We start from the raw sequence: 6092 nt of genomic DNA on the forward strand, positions 1-6092 counted from the left end.
TGCCTACGGCGGGCTACGCCTACGAAGTTTCCCGATATTCAATCTCTAATCCTCAGTACGTCGCACACCAGCCAAAATAAAATTAACTGCTGCTTGACTATGCTGCTCAATCATTTCTGGACTCAGTAGTTGCAAATCAGGTCTAGTATGCTTGATATTTTCGTAAGCGTTGAAGTATAAATTACAAACCCCAATAATATGCAGAGTGGTGAGAAATGGATCAATCTGACGGAAACAACCCTCAGCCATCCCCCGTTCTAAAATCTTGATGAGATAGCTAAAATTTTCTTGCCAATTCCCCTGTTTAAAATACTTTCCCTGGTTTTGGTTGGCTTCTTGAAACCAAAGCATCCCTCTGTGTGGGTGAGCAGCTTCGTAGGCGATCGCTCCTTTGACAAGCACCTTCAACGCCTCCTCTGGTGGGAACTGATCCAGATTTAGCTGCTCAAACCCTTCGTGCATCTCTACCGCCGGACGTTGCAGAACCGCTTGATATAGCCCTTCCTTGCTCTGGAAATAGTAGTAAATCATCGCCGTGGTGACACCTGCACCTCTAGCGATCGCTTCTGTTCGCGCCCCTTGAAGTCCATTTCTGGCAAACTCTGCTTCCGCCGCATCGAGAATCTGCTTTTTTGTCACTTCTGCATCGCGCACCTGACGCGGCTTTTTAGCTGAGAATTTTGACTGCGTTGAACGACCCACGTTGCTCCATCATCATAACGAAAACATATTAACTAAAAAATTGGTTAGTAGTTGACATAGAAGATGAAATTTATTAAATTAATATCTATTAACTAAAAAATTAGTTAGTTATTTGCACAATTCAGCAATGCAATAACCAAAGTGAGCCGAGCAAATGCCCGGTAGTGTTAGTTCATCCATTGCAGACAAGACTTTAATTATCCCTATTTGCATTCAAAAGAGTGATGTAGGACAGGCGACACTAGCTTGTCTACAACTTTTAAGTTTCAAGATTGTGCGACGTTTTACTAACTCATCTAGCGATTTTTCAAGAAATTATCAATATTTTGGAGGAAAAATGGAACCAATTTTACCTGGTGCGCCTTGGTTAATCGCTCACAAATCTATATTGGGAGTGAATAAACCTAATAAAATCACATTAAATGGACAGGATTATGTCATTTGGCAAAACCAAAAAGGCGAAGTGTTTGCCCTTGATAACATTTGTCCGCATATGCAAGCACCCCTATCAGACGGCTGGGTTTGTCAAGAAAAAGATACTATTACTTGCCCTTTTCATGCACTAGAATTTGATGGACAAGGCAGACTACAGCAAGGAGATAAAAAAGACACTCAGCCAATTACCAAACCGTTAGAGTTAATTATTAGTGATGATTGCATCTGGACTTATGCTGGATTTGAGCCAAGATTGCCCATTCCAGATTTGCATCAGAAAATTGTCGATAATTACGAGTTCATCGGAGTAACTGGGGATAAAAGTATTCAGGGTGATTTTTTGAGTAATCTGATGGTTAACTATGACTATAACCACCAAAATGGTACTCATAAAGAATTATTTAAAATTACATATTGTCATGTAAGCTCTTTTGAAGAAAAAGGATACTATGCCACAGTCAAACAAGAACTGAAGAGAGACAACAACACCCTAGGAGAAATTTTAAAAAATCCTGTTTTGGGAATCTTCCCTAAAACTCTTGCTAACACACTTGAATACGCTTTTCCTTCAACTACAGCTTTTTTTGCGAAAACACCTATTGGTGATATTGCTCAAATTCATATTCTCTACCCGGAAACAGAAAAAATTACTAAGACATTTATTTTGATGTATGCCAAAGTCGTCAATCCTTTGATGAAATTTCTGTTTAAAAACTCAGTTTTACAAGCAGCAGCCACAGTTATTGAACAGGATAGTGGTGCAGTTGAAAGTTTGTATCCTCGGCAAAAACCAAAAATTAGATTGCCAAATGAAGAGATTATGTTCTACGCAGAAAAACTGTACCGTGATTGGTAATCTAGATTTGCAAAACCTAACTCCGCTTTACAATTAAGTAGATACTGTAGCTAATTCCTGCTGGAGGTACTCAAATATGCGGCAGCTAAAATCAGCCGAAGAAATGCCTGGTAGCTATGGCTTGCCCATCTTGGGGGAGACTTTGGAAATATTTCGGGATTTAGACCTGTTTGTATGGCGACGATTCCAGCAGCATGGTTCAGTTTTTAAGACGAGCGTTATGGGACGTAAACGTGCTTATTTAATTGGCCCTGATGCTAATCGGTTAGTGCTGGTGGAACAGGCCGAACACATGTCGTCACGGATCGGGTGGTATTTCTTAGAATCAACATTTGGCAATAATATTTTATTACAAGATGGGGAAGAACATCGGCTAACTCGTCGCTTAATGTATCCAGCATTTCACGGAAAAGCGATCGCTACATATTTCGACACCATCCAAAATATTGTGCAAGACTTCCTCAAAGATTGGGGACAGAGAACGATTCCCTTAAATTCTAGTTTCCGCCAGCTTACCCTGATGGTTGCTACTCGTCTCTTTTTGGGAAGTCAGAACAAGAGCGAAGTTGAGCAAACTAGTCAGTGGTTTACACAACTGCTAGAGAGCAGTATGGCAATATTCAAATTGAATCTTCCCTTTACTTTATATGGTCGCGGTCAAAATGCTAGGGCGAAGTTAGTGGCTTTCTTGCATGAAGCGATCGCCCAGCGTATCGAGAAAGGTAACTTAGAAGAATCAAAAGATGTTTTGGGATTGCTGCTAGCGGCTGTTGATGAAGACGGCAATAAATTCAGCGAAGCACAGATAATCAACGAGGCATTGCTATTACTGTTTGCTGGACACGAGACAACAGCCTCCTTGCTCAGTTGGGTAATATTTGAATTAGGTAATCATCCAGAATGGCGAGAGCGATTGCGCCAAGAACAATTAGCAGTTGTGGGAAATAATCCCCTTAGTTTATCCCATCTCAAACAACTTCCAGATTTAACCAACGTCCTCAAAGAAGCAGAAAGGCTCTATCCGCCAGTGTATGCCTATAATCGTGGCGTTCTTAAGGATATTGAGTATGCAGGTTATCGCATTCCTGCTGGTTGGTTTGTGACTATCTCGCCGATGTTGACTCACCGTCTACCAGAACTGTATACCGATCCCGATCGCTTTGACCCCGATCGCTTTGCACCACCTCGTGAAGAAGATAAGAAACATCCTTTAGCACTAATGGGTTTTGGTCATGGTTCGCACAGATGTTTAGGCATGGAATTTGCCCAAATGGAAATGAAAATTGTGCTTTCCACACTGCTTCGCCATTACGACTGGACAGTAAAACCGGATTATTCTGCGATCGCTCCAGTTCGTCAACCTTCTAAAGTTAAAGATACTCTACAAGCATATATTGAACCTTTGGTGATAAAACATCCCTTGAAGAGTCAAACATAAATCTTTGATGAAACAAATCGATTTTCCGCATCTAGCATGAAGTCATAGGTATTTAGAAAATTAGACTGCCACTTTTCAGGCTTTTGGCAAATTGCGAGTGGAAATCCTGCTAAATCAAACCATTGAATATCATCCCCAATTTCTACTGGTACTACTCTCCAATTTTTACTTGGAGCCTTACTGAAATCTTTCAGTAAATTGACGTTAATTTGATTAGCAGGTTTGGGAGTTGGTAAATGTCGTTCAACACTGGAAAATGATTGTTCTACCCAGTTTTTGATATTAACTGCATTAAGATATTCATTTGGCTCCGATTCTCTTTCGCTAATATACTGATAGTAAGTTTGCGCTAGTTCTTCAGCTTGTTTACGAGTTGTTACATCTTCTACTTTAGCAAGCAAGTATGAGGCTACCGGGTCTAAAGTTCCCCATACAATAAGTTCTTTCATCCAGAAAACAATCCAAGGTAGCCCAGTTTGTGACCAGTTTTCGAGGGATGATTCAACTAACTCACCACCAAAAGCTTCATCTATTGCTAGTGCAATAACACTTCCTAAGCCCCAGTTGAATCTATATCCAAAATTTTGACTAATATATGAATGCCAATTTGAAATTTGAGTCGGTTTCGGTTTTTTAATTGCTTTGGTAGGGTCAAGCCACCAGCGTAATATTTCATTCCAAGTAGTATCACCTGAAGTTTTCTTTGATGGAGTCTTCAGTTTAAATTTTGAAATTTCTCCGAGATCACCAATTACAGTTTGAATATAGTTAAAGCGTTGGTCGTATGTACAGATTATATAATTTTCACCTTTTTGTAACTGTTCTTTAAGTCTAGGATAAATAGTTAAAAGTTCATTTCCAGCACGTGGTGGCAGGCTGGTACGATACAAACGCCGACGCTGTGAAGAATTACTATAAATTTCTGTTTTTAATGCTCTACCTCGCTTGATAAATAAATTTTCTAATCTTTCTTGTTCGGAACTTGCATAATATGCAAAGCTTCGCCGCCAAATTTTTTGAAGTTGCTCTTCCAACTCATTAGGGCTTAAATCTTTTGCTGTTAGATGCTCAATTTCGACAATTGCAGACAGTAAAATACTATCCAGTGAATCTAGAGTTTCAATTGCTGATGATTCTGCTTCAGAAAGCTTATTGTTGTAAGATAGTGGTGCAGTTTGTTCGAGCCAGGCTAAAAAAGTATCTTGTGAGCTAGAAAGAGAAATACTCTGCCATTGTTGTTCTAAATGAAGCAATAATTGAGCTAAAGGGCTTGGAGAATTTGAAATTTCAGAATTGTCATTATTTTGTACTGTTAATTTTTCTATCAAAAAGTTGTATTTGCCACGAGTTTTATTAGCATTATATTTGTCTTTATTATCTTTTATTTGCTCTATAGATTCAGTACTAACCCAAGTTGCGGGTAATAAAATACAAATGAGGATATGGGAAATGTAGGCACAGTAAATAAGCGGTTGTACGAAATACAACTACCACGAAAGTGCAATCATGAATATTTAGTTGAGTTGAAGAGAAAGTGACATTTGTAACTTAGTCAATAAAAGCTTGTTGCAGAGTGTAGGCAAAAATAAAAGTTTGTAACTTTAGTAAAAACCCTTCATATGTTACTGCATGAATCGATTTTTGGAAACAACTCGTAACTCCGCTAAATACGGTTTCAATGTAGTGACGAATAGACTGTTTAATGTATTGAGTCCACGGTGCATCTTGACGTTTAGAGTTACTTTTTCGCATGACTTGCATCGAGATTTGACTAGTTTCAATTAAGTCATCTTCCACAGTGTAATCAAGATAGGCAGAATCGGCATAAACCTGAGTCCCAGGTGGTAAATTCAAAGGTAAAGCACTCAATCCCCGTATATCTGTCGCACTGGCTGGCATGAACACAAATTCAATTCCACTGGAATACCTGTTTTGGTAGTTAATAACTGTACTCTCACTCCATAAAAATAACGTTTCTTGGATGCGATATAACCCCGATATTCTTTCGATTGGATGAGCTTCGCATTAAAGATACGAATGTTATCACATATCGGTACGGGAAACGAGTCTAAAAGATATTCCGTATTTTCACTAATTTCTTTCAGTGCCATTCCTACTTGATGGAATAAATCGTTAATTAACATTGAGACATGATGCAATCGCCGATTAAATCGTGACTTTTCTAACATTCGTGGTATCAAATTATGATCTTTCATGTAGCTGCAAGCCTTACTATGATTACCACTAAAGTACATAGCTGCAATTATTGCCGTTGTGATAATTTCTGCATCACTCATTTCACAACGAATATCCTGATCATGTCCAATCGCCTTTAATAGGTCATCTATCACAGAATAGATCGTAACTATTTCATTTAACATATCTCCCTCCTCATTGTCTGTTTGGAGGGATTTTCTTTTTTTTCTACCCCTATGTCATCCCTCTTCCAGAGTAACTAGCAACTTGAGTTACTACTGGAGTTTAGACTAAAAGCGATAGGAGAGAACGCAAATCAAAAGAAATTAGAGGTTAAAAATATTATCTTGTCAGCCTTAAAGCATCCTGACCTTTAACAATTATTGTGTAGTATACCTATTCAGAAAACAATACAATAATGATAATCATAAAAAGGGTGGGAGAGAAACGAGCGTCGCTCGTTTC

General features: G+C 38.8%; 4 protein-coding genes and 1 pseudogene. 2 read left to right on the forward strand and 3 right to left on the reverse strand.

Annotation, left to right across the window (positions count from 1 at the left end; translation table 11 throughout):
* Positions 1–45: 45 nt before the first annotated feature.
* Positions 46–702, reverse strand: coding sequence for a TetR family transcriptional regulator (locus tag F8R90_RS05925; RefSeq protein ID WP_196509986.1), 657 nt, complete (start codon positions 700–702; stop codon positions 46–48).
* 337 nt (positions 703–1039) lie between these two features.
* Here F8R90_RS05925 and F8R90_RS05930 point away from each other — a divergent pair, with 337 nt between their 5' ends.
* Complete coding sequence (locus F8R90_RS05930; protein ID WP_196509990.1) at positions 1040–1993, forward strand: Rieske 2Fe-2S domain-containing protein; 954 nt, start codon at positions 1040–1042, stop codon at positions 1991–1993.
* 76 nt (positions 1994–2069) lie between these two features.
* Entirely contained in the window at positions 2070–3431 is a 1362-nt protein-coding gene (locus F8R90_RS05935) for a cytochrome P450 (protein ID WP_196509987.1), read from the forward strand.
* Here F8R90_RS05935 and F8R90_RS05940 read toward each other — a convergent pair.
* Together F8R90_RS05940 and F8R90_RS33785 are read right to left on the reverse strand one after the other, a co-directional pair.
* Positions 3422–4918 (reverse strand): hypothetical protein, encoded by a 1497-nt coding sequence (locus tag F8R90_RS05940; RefSeq protein ID WP_196509988.1) that lies wholly within the window; start codon positions 4916–4918, stop codon positions 3422–3424. The two genes, F8R90_RS05935 and F8R90_RS05940, sit on opposite strands and share 10 nt — an antisense overlap.
* A 61-nt stretch (positions 4919–4979) precedes the next feature.
* A pseudogene (locus F8R90_RS33785) lies at positions 4980–5812 on the reverse strand (IS982 family transposase).
* Positions 5813–6092 lie beyond the last annotated feature (280 nt).

This window comes from Nostoc sp. NZL (assembly GCF_015714705.1).
GTDB lineage: Bacteria > Cyanobacteriota > Cyanobacteriia > Cyanobacteriales > Nostocaceae > Nostoc > Nostoc foliaceum_A.